A 25782-nucleotide genomic window follows, 5' to 3' on the forward strand; every position below is an offset into this window, starting at 1 on the left:
TTATCATCGGTTCCCGCTCCGAAGCTGGAGCCTTTCCGAAAGCATCGCCCGTTTCGTCACCGATCCGGCTGCCTGGCCGTGGCAGACCGCCATTGCGAGCGCGTCCGCGGTATCGTCCGGTTTCGGCACCTCTTTCAGGCACAGAAGGCGGCGGGTCATTTCCATCACCTGCGGTTTTTTCGCCTGCCCGTACCCGGTGACCGACAGTTTGACCTGAAGCGGGGTATATTCAAAGACGCGCGCGCCGGACTGCTGTGCCGCCAGGAGAATTACTCCCCTCGCTTCCGCAACACCGATCGCCGTTTTCTGGTTGTTCTGAAAATACAGCTTTTCGATCGACACCGCCTCCGGCTTCCATTTTGCCATCACGGCGCGCAGACCGTTATAAATCGCTTCCAGCCGCAGACAGAAATCTTCGCCGGCACGGGTTTCGATGGAGCCGTGCTCCAGCGGAATAAATTTTCCGCCCTGCGACCGAATCAGGCCGTACCCCACAATCGCGTAGCCGGGGTCGATCCCCAGAATAATCATCGCGCCGCTCCTTCCCGGAAAATATTCGTTTTATTATATCACAAATGCGGTGCCTAGGGAATACCGCGGGTTGAATTTGAACCGATGTACTTCTTTCCTTTTAAAAACGTCCTTTTGCGCGTATAATAGATGAAAAAGGACGGTGCGCGCCATGCTTGAAAAAATCGATTTGAAAAAAAATATTACAAAAGAAGAGTTCAAGTCCGCCTCCAAAAAGCTGCGGGAGCAGCTCTCCTCTCTTCAGCAGCAAGTGCTGAAACAAAAACTGCCCGTCATCATTCTCTTCGAAGGATGGGGCGCTTCCGGGAAAGGCGAACTGATCTCCGACCTGATCCTCAACCTTGATCCGCGCTGGTGCAAGGTTCACTCCGTCACGCGCCCGACGGAATTGGAACGGCGCAAGCCCGTGCTGTGGCGGTACTGGAATTTCGTACCGAAAGCCGGAAATTTTTCCGTTTTGGACCGCAGCTGGTATCTGGACGTTACCACCGCGCGGCTGGAAGAAGACGTGAGCGCCAAGGAACTGACCCGCCGCCTGAACAGCATCAACACGTTTGAGCGCGAGCTGACCGACGCGGGCTACCTCATCATAAAATTCTTCGTTCACATCAGCAAAAAAGAGCAGAAAGAGCGCTTTGAAAAGCTGGCGAAAGACCGCAATACACAGTGGCGCGTGACAGAGCAGGACTGGAAGCGGAACCGGCAGTACGAAAAATACTGCGAATCGTTTGAGGAAGCAATCGGCTACACAAACACCACCGCGGCGCCTTGGCATCTGATTTCCGGAACCGACCGCAGGGCCGCCGCTCTGGACGTAATCAGCGCGGTCATCGCACGGGTCACGGAAGCTTTAAACCAAGAGCATCAGGCCCGGCTGCCGGCACAGGAGCTCATTCAGCCCGGAGCCTACCCCTTTCTGCCGATGCCCAAGCTTTCCGAAGTTCCGCTTAACCGGACCATGGACCGGGACGAATACCAGAAAAAGCTGGAAGAGGAACAGAAACAGCTGCGGGAGCTGCACAGCGAGCTGTACCTGAAAAAGATCCCCGTCATTCTCGCGTTTGAGGGCTGGGATGCCGCCGGCAAGGGCGGCACCATCCGCCGCGTTGCCAAAGCGCTGGACCCGCGCGGCTATCAGGTGGTTCCAATCGCCTCGCCGACCCCGGACGAAAAAGCCCGGCAGTACCTGTGGCGTTTTTGGAAAAACCTGCCCCGCGACGGGCATATCGCCATCTTTGACCGAACATGGTACGGCCGCGTTCTGGTGGAGCGCGTGGAAAACTTCTGCACGGAAGCAGAGTGGAGCCGCGCCTACCGCGAAATCAACGAATTTGAGCGGGAGCTTGCGGACTGGGGCGCCGTGATTCTGAAATTCTGGCTTCAAATTGATCAGGAAGAGCAGCTTCGCCGCTTTCAGTCCCGGCAGAACAACCCGGAAAAAAGCTGGAAAATCACCGATGAGGACTGGCGCAACCGAAGCAAATGGGATCAATACGAAGCCTGTGTGAACGACATGCTGAAATACACTTCCACCCGGTACGCGCCGTGGCATATCATCGAATCACAGGACAAAAAATTCGGGCGGATTCAAACCCTTGAGCTGATTACCGACGCGATTCTTGACAAATGCGGAGAAAAGCATCCCCACGGGAAAAAAGAGGATTGATTTTCCCGCGGAAAAAACGTATGATCAAAGAAATATCAGGAGGTGTTTCGAAATGATTGGAATCATCGGCGCAATGGACGTTGAGGTACAGGATCTGATCGGCCTGATGCCGGAACGGGTTTCGGAAACCGTCAGCGGAATCATTTACCACAGGGGGGCCGTTGAGGGAATCGAATGCGTGGTCGCCCGCTGCGGGATTGGAAAAGTCGCCGCCGCAGTCTGTGCCCAAACCATGATTCTGCGTTACCATCCGGCGGCGCTGCTGAACGTCGGGGTAGCCGGCGGAACCGGCGCGGGGGTAAAAATCGGCGACATTGTCATTTCCAGCTCACTGGTCCAGCACGATATGGATACGAGCGCTCTCGGGGATGAAAAAGGATTTTTAAGCGGACCGAATATCATTCATATCCCCGCTTCCCGCCGTCTGGCGGATCAGGCTGTCGCCGCTTCGAAATCCGTGTATCAACCGGAAAAAATACATACGGGCGTCATCGCCACGGGCGATCAGTTCATCGGCGATTCCGAACGGCTCGGCCGAATCGCGGATGAATTCGGCGCCTCCGCGTGTGAGATGGAGGGCGGAAGCATCGCGCAGGTCTGTTACCTGAACGGAACCGAATTTGTTGTCATCAGGGCGATTTCGGATAACGCGAACGAACAGGCCGCGGTCGATTTCACGGAATTCGCCGGCCGCTCCGCGCGTGAACTGACCGAGCTGGTCAAAAACCTTCTTCCCCGGATTTAAGGGGGATTGCAATGGAATTGATCGACGTTACCAGAGAGCTGTTTTCCTCGCAGCCCTATCCGGGCGACCCGGTGCCGCGCCGGGATATCGTCCGCCGCATGGACCTCGGCGACGCCTGCAACCTTTCCGGATTTTACGCCTGCTGCCACAGCGCAACCCATCTGGACGCGCCGCTTCATTTCATCCCGGACGGGGATTCCGTTGATCAAATAGATCTTTCCCTCTGCATCGGTCCCTGCACGGTCATTGCCGCCGAGGGAATTCTGACCGGCGCGGACATTGACCGTCTCGCGCCGCCGCAGGGCGGCAGACTGCTGCTGAAAGGCGGCGGAGAGGCGTATTTAACGCAAAGCGCGGCGTTCGCGCTCGCGCAGTCCGGCATTGTTCTGATCGGAACGGACGCGCAGAGCATCGGCGCGCCGAACGATGAAGAAGCCCCCCACAAAGAGCTGTTGGGCGCCGGTATTCCGATTCTGGAAGGGCTGAATCTTACCCTTGCGGAACCGGGCGGCTACCGGCTCATCGCGTTCCCGCTTCTGATGTCGGGAGCGGAGGCTTCCCCCGTGCGCGCCGTTTTGATCCGGGACTGAGGTCTACCGGTAAAACCGGTAGACCGCGACGACCTTTCCCAGAATCTGCGCGTCCCGGGAATAGATCGGTTCAAACGCCGGGTTTTCCGGCTGCAGCCTGACGCGGTCCTTTTCGCGGAACAGGCGCTTGACCGTCGCTTCGTCCCCGATCAGCGCAACGACGATTTCCCCGTCGAGCGCCGAGCCGGTTTTCTGCGCGACAACGATGTCGCCGCTTAAAATTCCGGCGTTCTTCATGCTTTCCCCCTTGACGTTCAGCGCGAAGTATTCCTCGTCTCCGACGCGTCTTGCGGGCGAAAACGGAAGATATCCCTCGATTTCCTCCACTGCGAGAATCGGATTGCCCGCAGCCACCTGCCCCAGAATCGGAACCTGGACCGTGGTCTGCTCCCCGGCCAGGTGAATGGCGCGGTTCAGACCGCGGTCGCGTGTGATCAGCCCCTTTTCCTCCAGCGCCCTTAAATGCGCGTGAACACTGGAAGTGGATTTCAGCCCTGTGGCGCGGCAGATTTCCCGAACGGTCGGCGGCAGTCCGTTTTCCATTCTGCCTTTTAAGTAATCGTAGACTTTTTGTTGGCTTTTTGTCAGCACCCCGAATCACCTTCCCTGATTGATAGCATTATTATACCATAACAGTCGGAAAATGAAAACAAATGTTTGCAATAATTCCAGGTGAAAAACTCATCCCAAAAAGAGGCAAAAATCAGAGGGCAGCCGGTTTCGGCTGCCCTCTGAGCATTTATTCCACGGTGATGACTGATACGGGACAGCCTTCCTGCGCTTCGACCGCTTTCTCCTGCGCATCTTTCGGAACGTCTTCCTGATAAACCTCGGCTACCCCGTCGTCCCCCATGCGGAAAACTTCAGGACAGGTCTGCGGGCAAAGCCCGCAGGAGATACAACCGCTTCTGTCAAGACTGGCTTTCATAACATACTCCTTTTCAATTTATTTTTGTGATATTAAGCTACCGCGGGAATACGACGACAAGAAGCATCTTAAAACGGCTCTCCGAGGCAACGGCATGCGGAATCCCCGCGGGCATTATTATGGTTTTCCCCGAATCGAGATGTATTTTCTTCTCTCCGATCGTAATCAGCGCCGTCCCCTCCAGAATCATGACCATTGCATCCCCGCCGGAGCTGTGTGAGCTGATCTCTTCATTTTGGTCAAACGCGAACAGCGTAATGCTCACCGCCTGATTCTGCGCGAGGGTCCGGCTGACGACCTGACCGTCCTGATACTCAACAAGTTTGGTCAGATCCAGTTCTTTTTCAAAATCTATATTCTTTAAATAGTGACTGTTCATGATTTCTTCCTCCGTTACAACACCATTATCCCCAGTTCGCCGGAATCAATTCGTTCCTTTCCTAGAGCGATACAGCCGCTCCCTTCTCCCTCGTACAGCCCCCGTGAATTCTTTTGGAAAAAATTCATAAGGTATTCACAACTCATTCACAACTTTTTTGTGCATGGACGATATAATAAAAGCGTAATCAGGGAGTTGGAGCCGCACCGCTCTTTGATTCATGTTCTACCCTCCTCAATATACCCCTCAAGCTAATGAAATCGGACCCGGTCGGAAACGACCGGGTCCCTTTCCTTTTGAAAATAATCCTCAAAAAAAATATTGCCTCCGCCTGCCTTTTCCGTATAGCGGACCGTTTATGTGGTCAAAATACTTGCGGAGGTGGCAGAATGAATTTACACATACAAAAAAATGGCGGAAAAGGATCTTCAAAAGGTTTTTATATTGCGCTTGGGGTCTGCCTGATTGCCGTTGGAGTGGCAGCCTGGACGACTTATGACAGCGTGGTGAACTACGCGGCGCCTGATGACAAATCGCAGAGCGAAACCGTTCAAAGCACGGCGCCCGCCAACAATACGGTCAGCGGGGTGTACGCGGAACCGGAATCCTCTTCCCGGACCGAAGCGTCGTCTTCCAAGGCTTCATCCAGTTCCGAGACCGTTGCGTCCAAACCCGAGTCTAAACCGGAAGCGTCTGTTTCAAAGCCGGTGAAGGCAGCTGCAGCCGAGGTGACGCGCTACTCCTATCCCGTTGGAAAAACGGTCGTTCAAAAATTCAGCACGGACCCGGTCTACTGCAAAACCACTCTTGACTGGCGCGCGCATACCGGAATCGACCTGAGCGCCAAACAGGGTGAAACTGTCAAGGCGATTGCGAACGGGACGGTTACCAAAGCCTATCAGGATGACAAATACGGAAACACGGTCATTATTACGCACGGCAACGTTGAAGCCTGGTACTGCGGTCTGGACCAGATGAAAGTGAAAGCCGGAGACACCGTTGAATCCGGGCAGGAAATCGGAACGGTCGGCAAGGTTCCGATTGAGCAGGAGGAAGAATCCCATCTGCACTTTGTCACCAAGGTAAACGGAGAATATGTCGATCCCCTCACTCTGCTGAAGTAATGGCAAACCGGCATCCACACGGATGCCGGCATTTTTTTGCAAATGATTTGAATCGAAAGTCAATTTATGCTATAATGTGCGTGTAAGTGAATTCAAACAAAAATCACCATAAAATTTGTTCACAATATGTTCAAATTTTATGCAGAATCTGTTCTCATAAACAGTAACAATTCTGATATAATGGTATTGTGAATGCTGCTAAATAAGGAGGCAGAAATTTGAAAAAAGGCAAGGCAACCGTCCTTGTTTGCGTAACCGGCCAGCGCGACTGCGACCGTTTGATCCGCGCGGGAAAAAAAATCTCCGACAGTCGGTTCATCCCTCTGCAGGTGCTGTGTGTTCAGCCGACTTCTTCCGGGTTTGACGCGGACTGTGAAGAGCTGGAGTACCTTCGCCAAACCGCAAAGAATGCGGATGCCGAAATGTCCGTCTATTTTCATGACGATGCGCCGCTGATGGCTGTCGGATATGCGAAAAGTGTTCATGCGACACACATCGTTACCGGGATGGCGGAAGCACCTGTAAACGGATTTGTGGAAATCATACATAAACTGTTGCCGAAGATCCCGATTTCCATGGTTGCAAAGGATGGAACGGTTTATAACATTTGCCCCGTCGCGAAAAATGACCGCAAAGCAAAAAAACTGATTCTTCAGAATTAACGGAGTATTAATAAATGGAATCGCCGCGCCCAGGACAAGAGCGCGGCGGTTTTTTTCGCATTTTTTTGCAAAAACAGTGTTTCTTCCATCGGCCCGTTCATATAGATAAAGAAAAGCCAAAATGCTCAAAAAGGTGGAATCGGAATGGTAATTTACAGGGTAAGGCCGGGGGATAACATCTATCGATTATCCCGGCTCTACGGCATACCCGAGCAGCAGATTATGGAAGACAATCAGATCCGCGACCCGCAGCAGCTTGTGGTCGGTCAGGCTCTGGTTCTGATGACGGACAGTGTAAAGCACACGGTCGGATCCGGCCAGTCACTCTATTCCATCGCCGCGTTGTACGGAATTTCGGTCGATCAGCTGCTGGAAGCCAATCCGCAGATCACAGACCCCTCGCGTATTCAGGCCGGTCAGGTTCTGACCATTCCGGTCACCTCGCAAAAGCTCGGGTCCATATTGGTCAACGGTTACGTTTATCCGTCTGTGAACCGGAACACGCTCAACCGCACGCTGCCCTATCTCAGCTTTGTCAGCATCTTCAGCTATATGGCGGGGGCCGACGGCGCTCTTGCTCCGATTGAGGACGAAGCGGTGATCACGGCGGCCCGTGCGCAGAACACCGCCCCGCTGATGGTCGTCACCAACATGCGCCCCGAAGGGGGGTTCAGCAGCGAAGTTGCCAATGCGGTCCTGTCCGGCCAGCAGGTTCAGGATACTCTTCTGGAAAACATCACCGCGACGATGAAACAGAAAAACTATTATGGATTAAATATCGACTTTGAGTATATCTATCCGCGGGACCGAGAAAACTACAACAATTTCCTCCGCAAAGTAGTGGCTAGAATGCATTCGCTCGGCTACATTGTCACGACCTCTCTCGCCCCGAAAACCAGCGCCGGCCAACAGGGGCTTCTTTATGAGGCGCACGACTACCCCGCCCACGGGGAAGCGGTGGATTATGTCATCCTGATGACTTACGAATGGGGATATACGTATGGACCGGCCAGGCCGGTCGCGCCTCTGAATCTTGTGGAGGAAGTCATCCGCTACGCCGTGACCGTCATTCCTCCGAATAAAATCCTGATGGGCATCCCAAATTACGGTTACGACTGGACTTTGCCCTTTGTCCGCGGCTCGTCAGCCCGTTCGCTGACAAATCCCGGCGCGGTAGAGCTCGCCGCGCAGGTCGGCGCGCGTATCCTCTTTGACGAGGAGGCCCAGTCGCCCCATTTCGACTATTTTTCTTCGGACGGCAAAAAACACACCGTTTGGTTCGAGGACGCGAGAAGCATCCGCGCGAAACTGGAGCTTGCGCACCGGTACGGTTTGGCTGGTGTCAGCTATTGGACCGCCAACAGCTATTTTTCCCAAAACTGGCTGGTACTGTCTTCTCTGTTTGACGTCAAAAAGGTTCTGTAACAGTTCGATCCGCCCGGCCGATGCCGGGCGGATCGAACTGTTTTCACTTTTTCTTGCCGCACCGCAGCGCGTCTAAAAATTTTTTAGACAAAACGTCGTATTCATTATTTCGCAGAATATACTCCCGGCCGCGCTCCCCCATCTTTTCAAGATCCTCTTTGGAACAGGAGGCCAACTTCTCCGCGGCCTCTGCAATGGCCGCGCTGTCTTCCGGCGGGATTGAAATACCGCATCCGGCTTCGGCGACCATGTCATTCGGCGCGTCGATTGCAAAGATGACCGGCTTCCCCGCCATCATATAATCCATCAGCTTATTCGGGCTTACGCCGAACCGGAACAGCGGCTGGCGCTGCAGTCCGATATAAAGCGCGTCCATCTGGCTTAAAAGCTCCGGAATCTGGCCGCGCCCGACCGGCGGCAGGAACGTAACCACGTCCTCCAGATTTTTATCCTTCGCTTTCTGAATCAAGCGTTCCCGCTCCGGGCCTGGCCCCACCGGGAGAAGCCTGATTTTTTTGCCGTGCAGACGTTCCCCTGCTTCCACAAAGCTGTCAAGCGCGTTCGCGATTCCGTGAGCGCCGGCGTAACCGATCAAAAATTCTCCCTGTTCATGGAATTTGGAAAGCTGTTCGCTGTAAACCGGCGGATTCCCAAACGGCTTTTCCCAGTCCGCTTTCTCAATGCCGTTCGGAACATAGACAAACTTTTCAGGAGCCATCCCATGCTCCACCATGTGTTCCTTCGCGTTCGGAAGCAACGAGACAACACGATCGCTGTGCCGGTAGCAAAAGTTCTCCGCCGCCTGCATCACCCGGATATAGGGATGCTTCGGGCTGATGCCGCCCAACTCGATCGGGCTGAGCGGCCAGAGATCGTGCACCTCATAAATTAATGACGCTCCGTATTTTTTAGCAATATGATACGCCGGGTATATATCAAGTGGATAAGTGGAAGAGGCGATCACCGCATCCGGCGCGCCCGTTTTGGCAATTTCTGAGCCGTAGCGGTATAGTCCACTGAGAAACGAAAGCATATTTTTAATTCGGCCCATCCCGTTTCCGTGATATTCCGGGCCGGAAATCCAAAAATAGCGAATTCCATCGAGCGTCTGCTCCTCAAACTTTTTCGCCATCAGATCCGGATTCTTCGTGCGCAGATGAGAATAGGAGCTGGCAGCAATGGTAACGGTATGCCCCGCCTGTACCCAGCGTTTTGCCATAAACCACGGGCGGAACTCCATTCCGTGCAGGCGGGAACCGGCATAGTGATTGATGTAAAGGATATTCACTTCACGTTCTCCCCCATTTGCAACAGTGCAGCCGCAATCTTGCCGGAGGCGTTTCCGTCGCCGAACGGCATTTGGGAACGCGCGGCGGGGTCGACTTTCGTGTTGACCGCCTTGTCGTAAATTTCGTCGGTTTCCAGGGCGGACAGTACATTCCAGTTGCCGGCAAGCGTCTCCACCCACTCGGTTTCGCTGCGCAAGGTGACGCAGGGAATTTCGAGAAACCAGGCTTCCTTTTGAAGTCCGCCGGAATCGGTTAAAACCTGGCAGGCATTTGAAGTCAGCAAAAGCATTTCGAGGTAGCCGACCGGGTCGATCAGCTGGATATTCCGGAATCCGCACTGCGCGATCGCGCTCTCCGCCAGGCTGCGGGTGCGCGGATGAATCGGGATGACAACCTTCTGCGGAAGGCGTTCAAACGCGCGGAAAATGCGTTCGACCGCCGGAAGTCCGCCGTCCGTGGTTTCCGCGCGGTGCAGCGTAGCCAGACGGTATTGCTTCGGCTGAATGCCGAGCTTTTGAAAAATTGCCGTTTTCTCCGGATTTTCACCCGCGAGTTTGGAAAAGTGAAGAACGGAATCCAGCATGACGTCGCCGCTGTTTTGCACGCCCGCCGTGATCCCTTCGTTTTTCAGGTTTTGCACGGCGGTCTGCGTCGGGCAAAACAGCAAATCGGAGATATGATCCGTTAAAACACGGTTGAGCTCTTCGGGCATCCGGCGGTTAAAGGAACGCAGGCCCGCTTCCACGTGCAGGACGGGAATGTGCAGCTTTGCCGCGGCCAGCGCGCCCGCCAGGGTGGAGTTGGTATCCCCGTAAACCAGCAGAGCATCCGGCGTTTCCTTCTGCAGCACCTCTTCGATTTTGATCAGCATTTCGCCGGTCTGCTTTCCGTGCGTGCCGCTTCCGACGCCGAGATGATAGGCCGGCTTCGGAATCTTCAGTTCTTCAAAAAAGACGTCGGACATATTGCGGTCGTAGTGCTGCCCGGTATGCACGATCACCTCGTCGCAGACATGGGCAAGGGCCATTGACACAACCGAGGCTTTGATAAACTGCGGCCTCGCGCCGACTACGGTTATCAGTTTCATGATCGGCTCCCCTTAATTGACGCGGACGTCTTCATGCGTCATGTCGAGCGTGGAAAATTCAAGGTCATCAAATTTGACTGGCAGGCCTGTTTTCTGCGATTTGTAAGCTGCCAGAATAATTTTCATTCCCTTGATGCCCTCCGCTCCGCTGACAAGCGGTTCGGTGTGGCTGTCAATCGCTTCAATATAGTTTTGATAAAGCGCGTTATGGCCGCTTCCGTAAACATCCTTCGGGTCGGTTCCCGCCAGTTTTTCCACTTCGGAATCCTGCGCGGCGGGAGAAGAAAAATTCCAGGTCTGGATGCGGTTGACCGCGAGGCCGCCGATCACGGCGGCGCCGGTCTCGCCGAATACGGAAAGCGTCTCTTCCAGATTCTTCGGATAGACGCAGGCGGTTCCTTCCACAATGCCGACCGCGCCGTTTTTAAAGCGGATCAGAATTGCGCCGAAATCCTCCGCCTGAATGTCACGCAGATAATTCCCGGTCATCGCCATAATGGTCTCCGGTTCGCCGCCCAGGCTCCACTGAAGCAGGTCAATGCCGTGAATGCACTGATTCATCAGGGTGCCGCCGTCCTGCGCCCAGGTTCCGCGCCATGGCGCCTGCTCGTAATAAGGCATCGAGCGGTTCCACAGAATCCGCGCCGTACCGCTGACGAGCTTGCCGAATCGGCCGTCGTTCAGCGCCCTGTGCAGTTCCTGAACAGGAGCGTTAAAACGGTTCTGGTGACAGACACCGACCGTCACCCCATGCGCCTTCGCTTCGCTGAGCATTTGCTCAGCGTCTTTTGTGGAAAGAGCCATCGGTTTTTCCACCAGCACGTTCTTGCCCGCGCGGATGCAGTCAAGCGCGATCTCCGCGTGATAACCGCTTTCGGTCGCAACGGAGCAGCAGTCGATTTCCAGTTCGGCTAAAGCTTTCTGGTAATCCCCATATACTTTGGGGCGATATCCCGCCGCGTTTCTGCAGTCGTCCGCCTTCTGCTCCGCCTTTTCGGTCATCGGGTCGCAGACGGCGACAAGCTCCATGATGTCCCGGTTAGCCGCCGCCGCGGCAATATGATTTTTGGAGATTCGGCCGCAGCCGATCAGCATAAAACGGTATTTTTTCATGATTCATCCACCTGTTCTTTTCATTGATATCCTGTGTTACTTCAGTCGCCGGTCCGGCAAAAACAGGCTTCGCCAGCGGGGCCCCCGTACCGTCCCGCCCGGCGCGGCTGATTTTTTTCGCATTCCGGCCGGCGGGCCGAAGCAGGCTCTGCCTGCCCGAAAAATCCCCCGCTTTCGCCGGAAAACGGGGGGATTGGAGTTACAGCAGTTCGATGTTTGAGCGGTCCTCAATGTCCTTCATCGCGTTGCGGGTATCGAACACTTCTTTGGAAAGCGCCTGAATCTTTTGATAGTCAAAACACGAGTGGGCCGTGCACAGAAGCACCAAGTCTGCTCCGCGAAGCATATCGTCCGTCAATTCTTTCGCACCGTCGTGCACTTTCCCCTTGTGGCGGTACTGCGGTATATACGGGTCGAAAAACGTTACGTCGGCCCCTTTCGCAATCAGAAGGTCAATCACGTTGAGCGCCGGGCTCTCACGGTAATCGTCGATGTCGGATTTATAGGCAACGCCCAGAACCAGCACCTTCGCGCCGTTCATCGCCTTTTCGTCGCGGTTCAGAACCTCCATTGCGCGCTGAACCACATATTCCGGCATGCCCGTGTTGATTTCGCCGGAGGTTTCAATCAGCCGGGTGTGATAATCGAACTCGCGGGCTTTCCAGGTCAGGTAAAACGGATCAAGCGGGATACAGTGCCCGCCAAGGCCGGGGCCCGGGTAAAACGCCTGAAAACCGTAGGGCTTTGTCTTCGCGGCTTCAATCACTTCCCAGACGTTGATTCCCATGCGGTGGCAGATGATTGCCATTTCGTTGACCAGACCGATGTTGATGTTGCGGTAGGTGTTTTCCAGCAGCTTTTCCATTTCTGCGACCGCCGGGCAGGAAACTTCATAAACGCCGCCGGCAAGAACGCTGCGGTACAGCGCGGCCGCGACCGTTGTGGAATCGGAGCCTACACCGCCGACCACTTTCGGCGTATTTTTTGTCTTATACTGCTTGTTGCCGGGATCGACTCGTTCGGGCGAAAACGCAAGGTAGAAATCCTCGCCGCAGGTGAGCCCGTTTTCTTCAAAAATCGGCTTTAGAAGCTCTTCCGTTGTTCCCGGATATGTGGTGGACTCCAGAATGACCACCATGCCGCTGTGCGCAAATTTCGCGACGGATTCGGCGGACCCCTTTACATAGCTGATATCCGGCTGCTGATATTTATCGAGCGGGGTCGGCACGCAGATCGCGACGGCGTCCACTCCCTGAATGAACGAAAAGTCGGAGGTCGCGGAAAGCCTGCCGTTTTCCACCATCTCTTTCAGCGTATCTCCTACAATATCGCCGATATAATTATGCCCGGCGTTCACGGATTCCACCTTTTTAGCCTGAACGTCGAAGCCTATCGTCCGGTAACCCGCTTTTGCAAATTCCACAGCAAGCGGCAGCCCGACGTAACCGAGGCCGACAATGCCGACTACGGCCGTTTTCTTTTCTATTTTATCCAGCAGTCCCATTTTTAAATTCGACATTTTACTTTCCTCGCTTCAGCATTTAAAGATTTTTGAGCGCCGTGCAAACCATGGCAATCTCTTCCTCCGTGATATATCCGTGCATCGGCAGGCTGAAAACCGTATCGCAGAGATGTTCCGCGTTCGGCAGATCGCCCGGCCGGTACCCCAGCGGCTCGTACACCTTTTGCAGATGGAGCGGCTTTGGATAGTAGACCATCGCCGGGATTCCCGCCGCTTTCAGGCCGTCGAGAATTTTCGTTCTTTCTTTCAGGTTTTCCGCCTTCAGCGTATAATATCCAAAACCGGAAGAGAATCCCTCTTTGACAACGGGAACGCGGAACCGGTCGCCAAGGAGTTCGGCGTATCGGGCCGCCGCGCGTCTGCGGTGTGCGTTTTCCTCGTCGAACGCGTGCAGCTTCGGCAAAAGAATCGCGGCCTGAAGGGTGTCGAGTCTGGCATTCAGCCCCAGGCGCACGTTCTCATATTTAAAGCTTCCCTTTCCATGCACGCGCAGGGACAAAAGAAGCCGGTAGTCCTGTTCGTCGTCTGTAAAGATCGCTCCGCCGTCTCCGTAGCAGCCCAGGGCCTTCGCGGGGAAGAAGCTGGTTCCCGCGTATTTTCCAAACGAACAGGCCTTTTTTTCACCGATTGCGCCGCCAAAGCCCTGCGCGGCGTCTTCCATCAGGATCAGGCCGTACCGGTCGCAGATTTTCTGAAGCGCAGGAAAATCCGCCGGCTGTCCGAACAAGTCGACCGCAATGACAGCTTTCGGCTTCAGCTTTCCGGCGGCAAGCGTTTTTTCGATCTGAGTTTCCAGCGATTCGGGGCTCAGATTAAACGTATCCGGGTCGGAATCGCAGAACACGGGAGTTGCGCCGCACAGACTGACAACCTCCGCCGTTGCAAAAAAGGTAAACGCCGGAACAAACACCGCGTCGCCGGAACCGATTTTTTCCGCCATCAGCGGCATCAAAAGGGCATCCGTGCCGCTGCCGACCGAAACGCAGTATTTCCTGCCGACATAGGCGGCAAGCTCCTGTTCCAGCTGCTCCACCTGCGGGCCGGAAATGAAATGGGAGCTTTCAATGACTCCGGCAATCCCGGCATCGATCTCTTCCTTTAACTGGCGATACTGAGCGCCAAGGTCGTTAAACGCAAGCTTCTGCATTATTTTTGTACCTCCTTCAGGCCGTTTTCGCCCTGCACATATTTTCTGCCGCATTTGGGGCACACAAGCTCTTCGTTCAGCTTTTCGCCGCACTCGCAGGCCCATCCGCTCCGGCGGGCAGGACATCCCATCATGATCGCGTGGTCCGGCACGTCCTTTGTCACGACGCTTCCCGCGGCAATAAAAGAATTTCTGCCGATCCGGTGCCCGCAGACAATCGTCGCGTTCGCTCCGATGCTGGCGCCGTCCCCCACGGGGGTTTTCGCGTAAAACTGCGCTCCCCGCTGCGGATAGCAGCAGCGTGGCCGCTGCACGTTGGTAAACACCATGGACGGCCCGCAGAAAACGTAATCTCCAAGCTCCACGCCCTCATATACGGACACGTTGTTCTGGATTTTGCAGTTGTCTCCGATTTTGACGCCCGGGGCGACAAACACATTTTGACCGATCGTACATCCGCTGCCGACAGAACAGCCCGCGCTGATGTGACAGAAATGCCAGATTTTTGTCCCCTCTCCGATTTCGGCCCCCTCATCCACACAAGCACTCGGGTGAGCGAAATAGTTGTCAGATTCTTTCACAGAAAAGCCACCGTTTCTATTATTAAATACAGCCGGGAATTTTCTCTTTCTTCCCCGCCAAAACCTGTTTTCGGTTCGTTTGTTGCGTCCGGCGGGGCGTGTCGGCGGCGGCATGCCGCCTTAACCCGTATATTATAGCCCCAAGCGGCCCCGTAGTCAATCACCGCAGACCGGGAATCTGTTTTTGATTGACTTTATCGGTTAATGGTACTATATTTATTTATATCTTTTGAGTTTCCCGGCATGATAAACCAATTTCCGAGAAAAAATAACAGGGAAAATGAAAGGACACAGTATGAAGAATTTTCAAAAACGAGAAACATTTATCCCATATAACCTTCCCGATCTGACCGAAGCGGAAATCAGGGAAGTGGAAGAAACCCTCAAATCCCTGTGGGTTGCAAAAGGCCCGCGCACCGTAAAGTTCGAGCAGGAATTCGCCGGCTATCTGGGCGCAAAGCACGCGATCGCCATGAATTCCTGCACGGCGGCGCTCCACGTGGCGCTGCTTTCCGCGGGAATCGGACCGGGCGACGAAGTCATTACGACTCCGATGACGTTCGCATCCACCGCGAACACCATTATCCACTGCGGCGCAACGCCGGTTTTCGCGGATATTGATTACAGCACCGGCTGCATCGACCCGGACGAAATTGAAAAGAAAGTAACGAAAAAGACGAAAGCCGTCGTGCCGGTCCATTACAGCGGACAGGTGTGCGACCTGGACCGCATTTATGAGATTGCGGATAAATACGGCCTGTTCGTTTCGGAGGACGCCGCGCACGCGTTTGAAAGCCGCTACAAGGGCCGGCTGATCGGAAACGGCTTGAAAGGAGCTGCTTCCTACAGCTTCTACGCGACGAAGAACCTGACGACCGGCGAGGGCGGCATGCTCGTGACGGATGACGATGAAATCGACGCGAAAGCGCGCATCTGGGCCGGGCAGGGCATGAGCCGCAACGCCTGGAACCGTTACGCGAAAGGCGGCACGTGGCAGTACGACATCTGCGAGCCCGGATTCAAATACAATATGTTTGATATTCAGGCCGCGCTTGGTCTGATTCAGCTTTCCCGCATTCAGGAAATGCAGGCGAAGCGCATCGCGATCGCGGAAAAATACCAACGTGAATTTTCAAAAATCGACGCGGTGGAGCCGCCGCTTGTCCCGGATTATGCAACGCACTCCTGGCATCTGTATGTCCTGCGGATCGTTCCGGACAAGCTCACCATTGACCGGGACCGCTTCATTGTCGAGCTGAACGAACGCAACGTGGGCACCAGCGTCCATTTTATCCCGGTTACCAACATGAGTGCCTACACCGGGCGGTTTGGGTTCCAAAAGGGAGATTTTCCGAATACCGAAAAGCACTTCGAACGCATCATTTCACTGCCGCTGTACCCGACGCTCTCAGACAAGCAGTCCGATTACGTGGTTGAAGCCGTTCGCAATATTGTGGAGACTTATCATAAATAGGAAATCGGAGCGGGAAACCGCTCCGATTTTTAATACGGAGGCGTCACATGAAAAACACGGCTTTGCTTGTGGTGGATGTTCAGAATGGGCTGATGGATGAAGGCCCTTATCAGGGAGAACAGGTTTTGAAAGACATAGAAGCTCTCATTCCCGTTTGCAGAGAGAATGACGTGGAGGTTATCTACGTTCGGCACGACGGCGGAAAAGGCAGCGAGTTGGAACCGGGTACGGGAGGATTTGAAATCTGCGCGCGGATTTCTCCCCAAAGTGATGAAAAGATCTTTACAAAAACATATAACAGCGCATTCCTCAAGACAGGTTTAAAGGATTATCTGACCCAAAAAGGAATCCGGGAGATCATTCTTGTGGGGATGCAGACCGAATACTGCATTGATTCCACCTGCAAGACGGCGTTTGAACTCGGATTCCGTGTTTTGATTCCGGAAGGAACCTTCACCACCTTTGACAACGGACCGATGCGCGCCGCCGAGCTGTGCGAATTTTATTCCGGCCGGATTTGGGACCGACGTTTTGCATCCGTTATTCCTTTCAAAGATCTGGCAAAATTGATCTCAGCCTGAGCTTTTCTTCCCGGCAGACCAAGCCTGGATTACATAAAAAAGGGTTTTCCCGGCGGGAAAACCCTTTTTGCTGTCTTGCTAATCCAACGTCCGGCCAGATTTGTAAAATCGAAGCGTTTCCAGTACGGAGCAATATTTATCGGAAAAGCTTACAATAAAGCCTTCCCGGTACCTTGGCGGAACCGGAGTCAGCGGCCACATGTGCCGAAGAATAATATCCTTTTCCCGGTCGTTCAGCACAAACTCACGCTGTGCATTCTCCAGAGCCGTTCTGGGATGCGTAAAGCCGTGCAGACCTTTTCTGTCGCTCTTTTCATGCCAGTCGTACAGAAAAAAATCGTGCAGTAAAGCGCCGCGGATCATGCTCCTGCGGTCAACGGAAATTCTCAGCAGCCTGCTCAGCCAAAGGCTTGTGCGGGCAACGGAAATGCAGTGGTCCAGACAGGAAACGTCCGCGTGCTGGATAAATCGGTTCATCCGCCGCACCTGGTCCGAATCCATCAAATCGGACACGCATTCGCTGAAATAAATTTTTTCATTTTGGGTTAGCCGCATATTCTGCTTCGCCTCTTCTTTATGTAAGAGCAGGCAATAAAAATTGCCGGCAACGGCGCCGGCGGGCAAGATCGGCTTATTTTCTCTCTTCCTTCGCATTTTCCGCCGCTTTTTCCGCCAGCTTTTCAAGGCAGTCGCGACAGATATTGTGGCCCCCGAAATTGATGATGCCGTTCATTCCATTGCAGAAGACGCATGCCGGTTCGTATTTTTGAAGAACAATCCGATTGTCTTCATCAACGAATATTTCGAGAGGATCCTTTTCATTTATATTTAGGGTCACTCTCAACTCCTTCGGCAATACAATGCGACCAAGTTCATCAACTTTTCTTACAATTCCTGTTGATTTCAATAAAAGTACTTCCTTTCACCAAAAAGGCTCTTTTTTCTGATCGGATCGATTATAGTATAATTTTCCATATTTGTCAATCGGTTACACTTAAAATGTGAAAAACTTTTAACATAATCAATAATATTGAATTTTAGTCACGAATAGTAATTATACAGTTAATTTCCAAAAAGGGGATGAACAAACTGTTAAATTACATTTGGGCGGGAATGATCCTGTTCAGCGTTTTCTGCGCCGCCGTCACCGGCAGGATGGAGCCGCTTTCAAACGCTGTGTTAAGCGGCGCTTCCGGCGCGGTGACGTTGGTTTTGTCGATGACCGGAATGATGTGCGCCTGGACCGGGCTGATGAAAATCGCAGACGAAGGCGGACTGACGCTGCTTCTTGCCAAAGCGCTGAATCCGCTGATGCGCCGCCTGTTCCCGGAATGCAAGCCGGGCGGTCCCGCCGTGAAGGCGATGTGCATGAACATCACCGCAAATCTGCTCGGTTTAGGCAACGCCGCCACTCCCCTCGGCATCGCCGCCATGCAGGAACTGAAAAAAAACAACCCGACGCAGACCGCGGACAATTCCATGGTAACCTTTGTTGTTCTGAACACGGCCTCCATTCAGCTGATTCCCACAACTCTTGGAATTTTAAGGGCTCAGTACGGTTCCGCCGCTCCGTTCGAGATTCTGCCCGCGGTTTGGGTAACTTCCGTCTGCTCCGTCATCGTCGGCCTGACCGCGGCGAAACTGATGGAGGGCCTTCTCCGTGGATAAGCTTGGAGTTTTCGTCATGCCGGCCGTTGTTCTTTGCATTGTCCTGTTCGGATTTCTTCGCAAGGTTCCGGTTTTCGATACGTTTGTCGCCGGCGCCAAAGAGGGCCTGCGCTCCACGGTCTCGATTCTCCCGTCGCTGATCGGCCTGATTATGGCCGTCTCCATGCTCAGCGCGTCCGGCGCTCTGGACCTTCTTTCTTCCTTTTTGGCCCCTGTCGCCAGTCTGATCGGCCTGCCGAAGCAGGCGATGCCGCTCGCGCTGATCCGTCCGGTTTCCGGCAGCGGTTCCACCGCCGTCCTGACTCAGATTTTTTACGACTGCGGGCCAGACAGCTTCGTCGGTCGTGTCGCTTCCGTGATGTCCGGCTCAACCGAAACGACGTTTTACGCGATCGCCGTTTATTTCGGGGCTGTCGGAATCAAGAAGACCCGCCACACCATACCCGCCGCGCTGACGGCCGACCTGACCGTCTGTATTGTTTCGGCTTTGGCGGTGCGGCTGTTTTTTACTTAATATGAAACAACAGATTTGGAAAACCGTCCCGGTTTATGCCCTTGCGGGAAACCCCAACTGCGGAAAAACGACGCTGTTTAACCGGCTGACCGGGTCGAGCGCGACCGTCGGCAACTGGCCGGGGGTAACGGTTGAAAAGAAAAGCGGATTTGCCCGCTGGAACGGCGGCAAGGCCCGCATTGTCGATCTTCCCGGCGTTTATTCGCTGATTCCCTATACGCCGGAAGAGGCCCTTGCGGGCGATTTTTTACACCGTGAAAAACCGGACCTGATTCTGAATGTGATAGACGCTACCTGTCTGGAACGGGGTCTCTACCTGACCACCCAGCTGCTGGAGCTGGGAATTCCCGTCGTAGCGGTCCTCAGCATGACGGACGCGCTCAACCGGCGCGGAGGGAAAGTAAACTGCCGCCTGCTTTCCGTTCTTCTGGGAATTCCGGTCGTCCCGGTCTGCGCGACGCATGGAATCGGGATCGACACCCTGCTTCAAACGGCGTTCGCGGCCCTGGGCGAGCCGCGAACGCCGCTCCGGCTCGCAGATGACGCGGCAGGCGGCGGCGATCCGGATCTGGACGCGGCACAGGCGCGTTACCGCTATATTCATACCATCGCCTCCAGAGCCGTTACGGGCGGGGAAAGCACGCATACGGTAACAGAACGAATTGACCGGATCGCCACAAACCGGTACTGTTCCATTCCGCTGTTTCTTTTGATTGTTCTCGCAATTTTTGCGCTGACCTTCGGTTCCGTCGGCAACGCGATGATCTCCGCAATGGAGCTTCTGATTCATTCCGCGGCATGCGCGCTGAACGCTTTTCTTTCAGCCCGCGGCGCGTCCGTCTGGATCAAGAGCCTGATACTGGACGGAGTCCTCGCGGGCGTCGGCGCGGTGCTGAAATTCCTGCCGCAGATTGTTCTTCTGTTCCTTCTGCTTTCTTTCCTGGAGGACAGCGGCTACATGGCGCGCGCCGCGTTCATCATGGACGCCCCCATGAGAAAAATCGGCCTCTCCGGCCGCTCTTTCGTGCCGCTTCTGATGGGCTTCGGATGCACGGTTCCGGCCGTCATGGGAACGCGGATTCTGGAAAGCGAAAAGGACAGGCGTCTGACCGTCCTGATTACCCCCTTTCTATCATGCAGCGCGAAAATGCCGGTTTACACCCTGTTCCTGGGGGTCTTCTTCGCACAGCGCCAGCCGCTCGCCATGTTTCTGATCTATCTGCTCGGCGTGCTGATGGGGCTCTTTTCAGCGGTCTTTCTCAAAAGCACCGTGCTGCGCGGGGAACCGGCCCCATTTTTAATGGAACTGCCGGATTACCGCCTGCCAACCCTGGACAACATCCGGAAACATGTCGGCAGACGGGTTCGGGATTTTCTTCAGCGCGCGGGAACGACTGTCTTTTTTGCGACCGTGCTGATCTGGCTGCTTCAGTCCCTCTCGACGGAGTTCCATATGACCGCCGACAGCTCCCGCAGCCTTCTGTCGGCGGCGGGGCAGGCAGTGGCCCCGATTTTTACTCTGTGCGGATTCGGGGGATGGCGTCAAACCGTCGCGCTCCTGACCGGACTCGTCGCAAAGGAAGCGATCGTGGGGGCCTACGGCGTCCTTTGCGCTGGAAACCCCGCCGCCGGCCTGCGGGAACTGTTCAGCCCGGTCAGCGCCTGCTCCTACCTGATCTTCATTCTTCTGTATACCCCCTGCTCCGCCGCGCTCGCCGCGATCCGCCGGGAAACGGGACTTCGGTTCGCGCTGTTCAGCGCCGTCTATCAGTTTGCCACGGCGTGGTATGTTTCCGCGCTGTTCTATCAGCTCTCCCTGCTGTTTCAAAGGCTGTTTTCGTAGCGTCTGCTAAAGCCAGGGGTCCGGCACCGCCGACGGAAGTGACGTCAGCAACACGTCCGGGTTTTTCAGAATCCGTCGGAAGTGGCGCATTGCTCTGGCATAATAGTAACCGTCGCAGATACGCTCGTCCACGACAAAGCGGAAATTAATCGTTTTGACGGGTCTCGCTATGCCATGGCGGCTCATTCGGAACGTGGTTTCCTTTTTTCCGACGGAGATAAAAATCGGGCAGGTCCCGAAATCATAGAGATGGTGATAGACGGAACCGATTCCGGTGGAACCGATATCCACAACAAAGGCGCTTGTGTGGAAAGGAGAAACGCGGTGAATCGCTTCCGGCATCAGGCCGGCCTCATCCATATGCCAAAGCACAAACACAACAAAGCGCAGCAAACACACGGGCAGGCGCCTTAAAATTTCCGCAGTTCGGTATGCGCCGTTGTTCTGCGCGGAATTCTTGACCGCCGCGATCCCGTCGTGGAGCTTTTTCCAGATATCCTCCAGTGAATCAGTCGGAGAAAACAACGTTTTCAGCGTTGTGTCCTGACCGGTTTCACTCATCGTATTTTTCACCGCGATGGAGAGGGCGATATGGTTTCTGGCATAGAGTTTTCTGCCGGAAACATAACGGTTCAGACCCGGATGAAGAGCGATCAGGCGCACCGCCGCCGCCATGACGACATGAAGAGTGCTCAGGTCCGTCATGCCGGTTTCCCTGCGCATCCGCCTGACGAACTGCTCCAAATGGGTGATCTCGATTTTTTCTTCAAAAAAGACCATGCTTCCCGTTCTGTTCCGCATCAAATGGGGAACCACCGAGAAAAAAGGGTCGTCCTTCCGGATTCGGAACGAGTCATGGCGGTCGCCGCGCATACGCTTTCGCCCAGGGTAAACTGTGTTCTCCATCGTATCCCTCCTCACTGCATCCTTTTTGTATTATAAATCAGGATATGAAAAAAAACCAATTAATTTCTTTTTATTTTGTGCATTGAATTCTAAAACTCTCTTTGCTATAATAACTGTATTTGATAAAACGGAAGCGGGGAAATCCCTGTTTCCACGGCGGGAGCGGATTTCGAATGATTCTGGTTCTGGACATCGGCAACACAAATATCACTTTGGGTGTTTACGAGGGCACAAAGCTGCTTTTTGTTTCGCGCATGGCGACGGACCGCATGAGGATGGAAGATCAGTACGCAATCGAACTGAAAGAAATTCTGGATATCCACGGCGTTTCCTTCCGGCAGATTGAGGGGACGGCAATCAGCTCGGTCGTTCCGTCCGTCAATCTTTACCTGAAACGGGCGATTCGCCGCCTGACCGGAACGGAGCCGTTCTGCGTGGGGCCTGAAACCAAAACAGACATATTCATCGACCTCAATAACTCCGAAGCTGTGGGCGCGGACCTGATCGTCGGCTGCGTGGCAGCCGCGGAGCTGTTTCAAGGCCCCTGCATTATTCTTGACATGGGAACGGCCACGACATTTGTCGTTCTGGACGAAAACCGTCGGATGCTTGGCGGGGCGATTGCCCCCGGGGTCGGAATTTCGCTGGACGCGCTGACGAACCGCACCGCCCAGCTTCCCTCCGTCAGCCTGGAGGCTCCCAAGCACTTTATCGGCGGGAGCACCGCCGAATGTATGCGCTCCGGCCTGATTAACGGAACCGCCTGCATGATCGACGGCATGTGCGCCCACATGGAAAAGGAACTCGGCAAAAAATGCCGCATTGTGGCCACAGGCGGTTTATCCAAGGAAGTTATTCAACAATGTGAACGCGATATCGTCTATTGCGACACGCTTCTTCTGGAGGGCCTGCGGATTCTTTATGAGAAAAACAAACCGTAAACAAAGTACCTGATTAATCACGAAAAAGCCGCCGTTCCCTAAGTCTGGAACGACGGCTATTTTAAGGTTAAAAAAAGTCTACGCGTTGTGAACAGGTTCTTCGTCGTCACGAAACAGAAATCTCAGGCACCACAGCGCGGAAATGGCTACCACGACGAATACGATGCGGCTGCCGGCCGTGAGCTGCCCGCCAAAGATCCAAGCGACAATGTCAAACCCGAAAAGTCCGATGGACCCCCAATTCAGTCCGCCGATAATGACCAGAATCAAAGCAATTTTATCAAGCATGATATTACCCCTTTCAAAAAGTATTTTTACCGAGGAAATTCATATTATTCATCAAAGAATCATATTTTTATATTTTTATGCGGCCGGAATTTACAGGTGCGGCCAACGCCGCACGCAATATGATCGTGTTTTTTCGTTTGCGCGACTTATGGCTCGGTCAGAAAATATTCTATCCCTTTCTCCATAAAATAAAACATTTACAAATCCATTCTTCTATGATAGAATGCATAATGCAAATGCAAATTATTCGCATTTGGAATGGAGTGAACTAATGAAACGATTTAACTTTTACATTGGAATGCTGATCTCCTTTACGATGGTTCTGACAGGATGCGCCTCGTCGTCCGGCGTACAGCAGGCATCTTCGTCCGTGCCGGAAAAATCGGATCAGAAACCTGTTATTGCCGTAACCGTCGTGCCGGAGGCAACCTTCGCCAAAGCTGTCTGCGGCGACTATATGGAGGTAATGACCGCCGTCCCTTCCGGATACAGCCCGGAAACCTATGAGCCGACGCCCAAAGAAAAAGAGGAACTCAGCCGCGCGGCCCTTTATTTTGCGGTGGGTGTACCCGTTGAGGAATCTTCTATTCTCCCGGCTATAGCCGATTTGGAAACCATAAAAGTCATCCGCCTTCAGGATGCCGTTTCAAAGGAATACCCAGACCGCACGTTCCCGTCAGGGGAACGCGACCCGCACATCTGGCTTTCCCCCAAGCGCGCAAAGGTGATGGTGGAAACCATTGCTCGGGAATGTGAAACGGTGGATCCGCAGCACAAAGCGCAGTACGGGCAGAATGCTGAGAACTATGCAAAGCAGCTTGATTCGCTGGATTCCGATTTGAAAAACATCTTTTCCAACATGCAAAATAAAAGCTTTCTTGTCTTTCACCCTGCGTTCGGTTACCTGGCCGAAGACTACGGCCTGACCATGTATTCGCTCGAGGAGGAGGGCAAGGAAGCGACTCCGCAGCATCTGCAGGAAATGGTTGATCTGGCAAAAAAGCAAAAGATCCGCGCAATTTTCTATCAGGAGGAAATCGACAGCAAGCAGTCGCAGGCCTTCGCGGAGGAAATCGGCGGAAAAACTGTAGAACTTTCCCCACTTGCGCCCGATTATGTGGAAAATCTGAAAAAAATGGCAAATACCATGGTGGAGGCTATGAAATGACGGCAGAGCCCGGTCAAAAAGTCGTAGAAATCAGTCACGTAACCGTCCGGTACGGGGCGTTCACCGCCCTGCATGATGTCAGCCTTGACGTCACTCAGGGGGAATATCTGGGGATCATCGGGCCGAACGGGGGCGGAAAAACCACCCTGCTCCGTTCCATTCTGGGCCTTGTGCCGATTTCGGGAGGAAGCATTTCGATCTGCGGAAAAGCCCCGGGCAAAACCGGCATGCTGGTCGGATACGTTCCGCAGTTTGCGAATATTGACCGCAGCTTCCCGGTTACGGTGCGCGAAGTCGTCCTGACCGGACGGCTGACACGAAGCCGCCTTCCCTTTCACCGGTATTCCGGAGCCGACCGCGCGGCTGCCGACGCCGCGCTTCAAGAAGTCGGCATCGGAGAGCTCGCCTCCCGGCAGATTTCCGGCCTGTCCGGCGGAGAATTCCAGCGGATGCTGGTCGCCCGCGCCCTTGCGGAAAACCCGAAAATTCTTCTGCTGGACGAGCCGACCGCAAGTGTCGACGCAAAATCGCGCAGACAGATTTACGACCTGCTGGGGGAGCTGAACCGTAAAATGACGATTCTGCTTGTCACGCACGACATGATGGCGGTGTCCTCCCGGGTCCACCGGCTGGCCTGTCTCAACGGCGGTCTGGTTTACCACGGCGAGCCGGAACTCGACCGCAACACGGTCGACGCCCTTTACGGCTGCCCGGTCGACCTGATCGCGCACGGCGTGCCGCATCGGGTTTTAAAAACGCACGGGGAGGACCGATAAATGATTTCCGCTTTGTTTCAATATCAATTTCTTCAGAACGCGCTGGCCGCGGGTCTGCTTTCCAGCATTGTCTGCGGCATCATCGGCGTCATCGTCATCGAAAAAAAGCTTGTCATGCTCAGCGGCGGGATCGCGCACACCTCTTACGGCGGCGTGGGGCTAGGGTACCTGCTGGGATTCGAGCCCATTCTCGGCGCTTTTCTGTTTGCGGTCGGCGGCGCGCTCGCCATCGGAAAAATCAGCCGGAGGAAAACAACGCATTCCGACGTTGTCATCGGCCTGTTCTGGTCTTTCGGTATGGCGCTGGGAATCCTTTTCGTCGCGCTGACCCCGGGTTACCCGCCCGACATGACCTCGTATCTGTTTGGGAATATCCTCTCCGTGACGCGCGGCGATCTTCTTTTGATGGCCTGCCTCACGGTTCTGGTTCTTGCCGCCGTGGCCGTTTTTTACGACACCTGGAAAGCCTACCTGTTCGACGAGGAATTCGCGGCCGTGACGGGAGTCAATACCGAACGCCTCAACTATCTTCTGCTGGTTCTGGTCGCGATGACCGTCGTGGTTTTGATCCGGGTGGTCGGGATCATTCTTGTGCTGGCGCTTCTGACCGCGCCCGCGGCTGTCGCGGGCCTGCTGACGAACAGCTTCGGCAGACGGATCTGCTACTCCATCTTCTTCGGGGCGGTTTTCTGCCTCGCGGGGCTCTGGCTCTCCTATACGCTGAATATCGCTTCGGGGGCCTGCATTGTAATCCTTTCCGCCGTGAGTTATCTGATTGTGTACGGTCTGCGGGGCCGGGAACAGGGCCGTGTTTCCTAAAAATTCTGAACCCGG

At 54.4% G+C, this 25782-nt stretch carries 29 protein-coding genes; 15 read left to right on the forward strand and 14 right to left on the reverse strand.

What is annotated here, in order from left to right; all coding sequences use genetic code 11:
* Positions 1–3 precede the first annotated feature (3 nt).
* Complete coding sequence (gene ruvC, locus CAFE_RS05325) at positions 4–531, reverse strand: crossover junction endodeoxyribonuclease RuvC (RefSeq protein ID WP_066646452.1); 528 nt, start codon at positions 529–531, stop codon at positions 4–6.
* Between the two features lie 151 nt (positions 532–682).
* Between ruvC and pap the strand changes: the two genes are divergently transcribed.
* From pap to CAFE_RS05340, 3 genes are read left to right on the forward strand one after another with little or no spacing between them, the layout of a single operon-like run.
* Positions 683–2197 carry a polyphosphate:AMP phosphotransferase gene (gene pap, locus CAFE_RS05330; protein WP_066646456.1) on the forward strand — a complete coding sequence of 505 codons (1515 nt, stop codon included), beginning with the start codon at positions 683–685 and terminating at the stop codon, positions 2195–2197.
* Positions 2198–2249: 52 nt separating this feature from the next.
* A complete protein-coding gene (locus CAFE_RS05335; protein WP_066646458.1) occupies positions 2250–2942 on the forward strand; it encodes a 5'-methylthioadenosine/adenosylhomocysteine nucleosidase in 693 nt (230 codons plus the stop codon).
* Positions 2943–2953: 11 nt separating this feature from the next.
* Positions 2954–3532 carry a cyclase family protein gene (locus tag CAFE_RS05340; RefSeq protein WP_156990019.1) on the forward strand — a complete coding sequence of 193 codons (579 nt, stop codon included), beginning with the start codon at positions 2954–2956 and terminating at the stop codon, positions 3530–3532.
* A 3-nt stretch (positions 3533–3535) separates the two neighbouring features.
* Here CAFE_RS05340 and lexA read toward each other — a convergent pair whose 3' ends face one another.
* The 3 genes from lexA to CAFE_RS05355 form a co-directional block, all read right to left on the reverse strand.
* Complete coding sequence (lexA, locus tag CAFE_RS05345) at positions 3536–4123, reverse strand: transcriptional repressor LexA (protein WP_228725008.1); 588 nt, start codon at positions 4121–4123, stop codon at positions 3536–3538.
* A gap of 148 nt (positions 4124–4271) precedes the next feature.
* Positions 4272–4460, reverse strand: a complete 189-nt coding sequence (locus CAFE_RS05350; RefSeq protein WP_066646463.1) for a ferredoxin — start codon at positions 4458–4460, stop codon at positions 4272–4274.
* Between the two features lie 37 nt (positions 4461–4497).
* Entirely contained in the window at positions 4498–4839 is a 342-nt protein-coding gene (locus CAFE_RS05355; RefSeq protein WP_156990020.1) for a cupin domain-containing protein, read from the reverse strand.
* 389 nt (positions 4840–5228) lie between these two features.
* Here CAFE_RS05355 and CAFE_RS05360 point away from each other — a divergent pair, with 389 nt between their 5' ends.
* The 3 genes from CAFE_RS05360 (at position 5229) to CAFE_RS05370 (ending at position 8050) form a co-directional block, all read left to right on the forward strand.
* A complete protein-coding gene (locus CAFE_RS05360; RefSeq protein ID WP_066646475.1) occupies positions 5229–5963 on the forward strand; it encodes a M23 family metallopeptidase in 735 nt (244 codons plus the stop codon).
* Positions 5964–6181: 218 nt separating this feature from the next.
* Entirely contained in the window at positions 6182–6625 is a 444-nt protein-coding gene (locus CAFE_RS05365) for an adenine nucleotide alpha hydrolase family protein (RefSeq protein ID WP_066645298.1), read from the forward strand.
* Positions 6626–6769: 144 nt separating this feature from the next.
* Positions 6770–8050, forward strand: coding sequence for a LysM peptidoglycan-binding domain-containing protein (locus CAFE_RS05370; protein ID WP_066645297.1), 1281 nt, complete (start codon positions 6770–6772; stop codon positions 8048–8050).
* A 43-nt stretch (positions 8051–8093) separates the two neighbouring features.
* Here the strand turns inward: CAFE_RS05370 and CAFE_RS05375 are convergent, their stop codons facing one another.
* The 6 genes from CAFE_RS05375 to CAFE_RS05400 all read right to left on the reverse strand — a co-directional run bounded on the left by CAFE_RS05375 (position 8094) and on the right by CAFE_RS05400 (position 14789).
* Positions 8094–9338, reverse strand: a complete 1245-nt coding sequence (locus CAFE_RS05375) for a glycosyltransferase family 4 protein (RefSeq protein WP_066645296.1) — start codon at positions 9336–9338, stop codon at positions 8094–8096.
* Positions 9335–10426 carry a non-hydrolyzing UDP-N-acetylglucosamine 2-epimerase gene (gene wecB, locus CAFE_RS05380; protein WP_066645295.1) on the reverse strand — a complete coding sequence of 364 codons (1092 nt, stop codon included), beginning with the start codon at positions 10424–10426 and terminating at the stop codon, positions 9335–9337. Before wecB ends, CAFE_RS05375 begins: the two co-directional genes overlap by 4 nt.
* Positions 10427–10438: 12 nt before the next feature.
* Complete coding sequence (locus tag CAFE_RS05385) at positions 10439–11539, reverse strand: Gfo/Idh/MocA family protein (RefSeq protein ID WP_066645293.1); 1101 nt, start codon at positions 11537–11539, stop codon at positions 10439–10441.
* Between the two features lie 199 nt (positions 11540–11738).
* Complete coding sequence (locus CAFE_RS05390) at positions 11739–13058, reverse strand: nucleotide sugar dehydrogenase (protein ID WP_156990021.1); 1320 nt, start codon at positions 13056–13058, stop codon at positions 11739–11741.
* A 22-nt stretch (positions 13059–13080) separates the two neighbouring features.
* Positions 13081–14208 carry a DegT/DnrJ/EryC1/StrS family aminotransferase gene (locus CAFE_RS05395; protein WP_156990022.1) on the reverse strand — a complete coding sequence of 376 codons (1128 nt, stop codon included), beginning with the start codon at positions 14206–14208 and terminating at the stop codon, positions 13081–13083.
* Positions 14208–14789 (reverse strand): acyltransferase, encoded by a 582-nt coding sequence (locus CAFE_RS05400; RefSeq protein ID WP_066645303.1) that lies wholly within the window; start codon positions 14787–14789, stop codon positions 14208–14210. The genes CAFE_RS05395 and CAFE_RS05400 overlap by 1 nt, the downstream gene beginning before the upstream one ends.
* Before the next feature lie 295 nt (positions 14790–15084).
* On the opposite strand from CAFE_RS05400, the gene CAFE_RS05405 reads away from it, so the two are divergent.
* Both CAFE_RS05405 and CAFE_RS05410 read left to right on the forward strand, forming a co-directional pair.
* Entirely contained in the window at positions 15085–16263 is a 1179-nt protein-coding gene (locus CAFE_RS05405) for a DegT/DnrJ/EryC1/StrS family aminotransferase (protein WP_233452721.1), read from the forward strand.
* Positions 16264–16310: 47 nt separating this feature from the next.
* Positions 16311–16844: a cysteine hydrolase family protein gene (locus CAFE_RS05410; protein WP_156990024.1), complete on the forward strand. Its 534-nt coding sequence runs from the start codon at positions 16311–16313 to the stop codon at positions 16842–16844.
* Between the two features lie 78 nt (positions 16845–16922).
* On the opposite strand, the gene CAFE_RS05415 is transcribed toward CAFE_RS05410, so the two are convergent.
* Both CAFE_RS05415 and CAFE_RS05420 read right to left on the reverse strand, forming a co-directional pair.
* Positions 16923–17498 carry an HD domain-containing protein gene (locus tag CAFE_RS05415; RefSeq protein ID WP_233452722.1) on the reverse strand — a complete coding sequence of 192 codons (576 nt, stop codon included), beginning with the start codon at positions 17496–17498 and terminating at the stop codon, positions 16923–16925.
* Positions 17476–17751 (reverse strand): AbrB/MazE/SpoVT family DNA-binding domain-containing protein, encoded by a 276-nt coding sequence (locus CAFE_RS05420; protein ID WP_066645282.1) that lies wholly within the window; start codon positions 17749–17751, stop codon positions 17476–17478. The genes CAFE_RS05415 and CAFE_RS05420 overlap by 23 nt, the downstream gene beginning before the upstream one ends.
* Before the next feature lie 173 nt (positions 17752–17924).
* Between CAFE_RS05420 and CAFE_RS05425 the strand changes: the two genes are divergently transcribed.
* Genes CAFE_RS05425 through feoB form a run of 3 tightly spaced genes read left to right on the forward strand, consistent with a single transcriptional unit; the run spans position 17925 to position 20869 of the window.
* Entirely contained in the window at positions 17925–18512 is a 588-nt protein-coding gene (locus tag CAFE_RS05425; protein ID WP_321173051.1) for a nucleoside recognition domain-containing protein, read from the forward strand.
* Positions 18505–19026, forward strand: a complete 522-nt coding sequence (locus tag CAFE_RS05430) for a spore maturation protein (protein WP_139104062.1) — start codon at positions 18505–18507, stop codon at positions 19024–19026. The genes CAFE_RS05425 and CAFE_RS05430 overlap by 8 nt, the downstream gene beginning before the upstream one ends.
* Before the next feature lies 1 nt (position 19027).
* Positions 19028–20869 carry a ferrous iron transport protein B gene (gene feoB / locus CAFE_RS05435; protein ID WP_156990025.1) on the forward strand — a complete coding sequence of 614 codons (1842 nt, stop codon included), beginning with the start codon at positions 19028–19030 and terminating at the stop codon, positions 20867–20869.
* A gap of 6 nt (positions 20870–20875) precedes the next feature.
* On the opposite strand, the gene CAFE_RS05440 is transcribed toward feoB, so the two are convergent.
* Positions 20876–21775 carry a hypothetical protein gene (locus tag CAFE_RS05440; RefSeq protein WP_066645278.1) on the reverse strand — a complete coding sequence of 300 codons (900 nt, stop codon included), beginning with the start codon at positions 21773–21775 and terminating at the stop codon, positions 20876–20878.
* A 173-nt stretch (positions 21776–21948) separates the two neighbouring features.
* On the opposite strand from CAFE_RS05440, the gene CAFE_RS05445 reads away from it, so the two are divergent.
* Positions 21949–22716 carry a type III pantothenate kinase gene (locus CAFE_RS05445; RefSeq protein WP_066645271.1) on the forward strand — a complete coding sequence of 256 codons (768 nt, stop codon included), beginning with the start codon at positions 21949–21951 and terminating at the stop codon, positions 22714–22716.
* A 78-nt stretch (positions 22717–22794) separates the two neighbouring features.
* On the opposite strand, the gene CAFE_RS05450 is transcribed toward CAFE_RS05445, so the two are convergent.
* The gene (locus CAFE_RS05450; protein WP_066645265.1) at positions 22795–23004 is read right to left on the reverse strand and encodes a DUF378 domain-containing protein; all 210 of its coding nucleotides are present in this window, start codon (positions 23002–23004) and stop codon (positions 22795–22797) included.
* A 271-nt stretch (positions 23005–23275) separates the two neighbouring features.
* On the opposite strand from CAFE_RS05450, the gene CAFE_RS05455 reads away from it, so the two are divergent.
* Genes CAFE_RS05455 through CAFE_RS05465 form a run of 3 tightly spaced genes read left to right on the forward strand, consistent with a single transcriptional unit; the run spans position 23276 to position 25767 of the window.
* On the forward strand, positions 23276–24172 hold the full coding sequence (locus CAFE_RS05455) for a metal ABC transporter solute-binding protein, Zn/Mn family (protein WP_156990026.1): 897 nt from the start codon (positions 23276–23278) through the stop codon (positions 24170–24172).
* Complete coding sequence (locus CAFE_RS05460) at positions 24169–24948, forward strand: metal ABC transporter ATP-binding protein (RefSeq protein WP_156990027.1); 780 nt, start codon at positions 24169–24171, stop codon at positions 24946–24948. Before CAFE_RS05455 ends, CAFE_RS05460 begins: the two co-directional genes overlap by 4 nt.
* Complete coding sequence (locus CAFE_RS05465; RefSeq protein ID WP_066645257.1) at positions 24949–25767, forward strand: metal ABC transporter permease; 819 nt, start codon at positions 24949–24951, stop codon at positions 25765–25767. It abuts the gene before it with no gap.
* Positions 25768–25782 lie beyond the last annotated feature (15 nt).

Source organism: Caproicibacter fermentans, assembly GCF_009746625.1.
In the GTDB taxonomy this organism is placed as follows: domain Bacteria; phylum Bacillota; class Clostridia; order Oscillospirales; family Acutalibacteraceae; genus Caproicibacter; species Caproicibacter fermentans.